Consider the following 288-nt stretch of genomic DNA (forward strand, 5'->3'; position numbering starts at 1 on the left):
TGTGATGACCAGGCACGTTGGTCGAGGACCTGCGAGGACACGATCTGAGTTGTAGATGGGCGAAGGCCTCCCGGTGTGGAGTGGAGCTGTCGAGGAACCGCTCCGCCACCAGAGGAGGCCTTCGTGGCCCACGCTACCCATGCCAACGCTGCCCTGACGGCTCGCGCCCGGCTCCGTCTTGCGCGGCTGGTCATTGACCACGGCTGGTCCCCAGCCCGCGCAGCCGAGCGCTACGACGTCTCGTGGCGCACCGCCAAGAAATGGGCCGAGCGCTACCGCGACGAAGGG

General features: G+C 67.7%; 1 protein-coding gene. It reads left to right on the forward strand.

The genetic code is table 11. The features are described 5' to 3' along the window. Window positions 1-123: 123 nt before the first annotated feature. On the forward strand, window positions 124-288 hold a 165-nt coding region (locus tag RM425_RS21560; RefSeq protein ID WP_311347280.1), incomplete at its 3' end, for a helix-turn-helix domain-containing protein.

Source organism: Blastococcus goldschmidtiae, from assembly GCF_031845325.1.
Lineage (GTDB): Bacteria > Actinomycetota > Actinomycetes > Mycobacteriales > Geodermatophilaceae > Blastococcus > Blastococcus goldschmidtiae.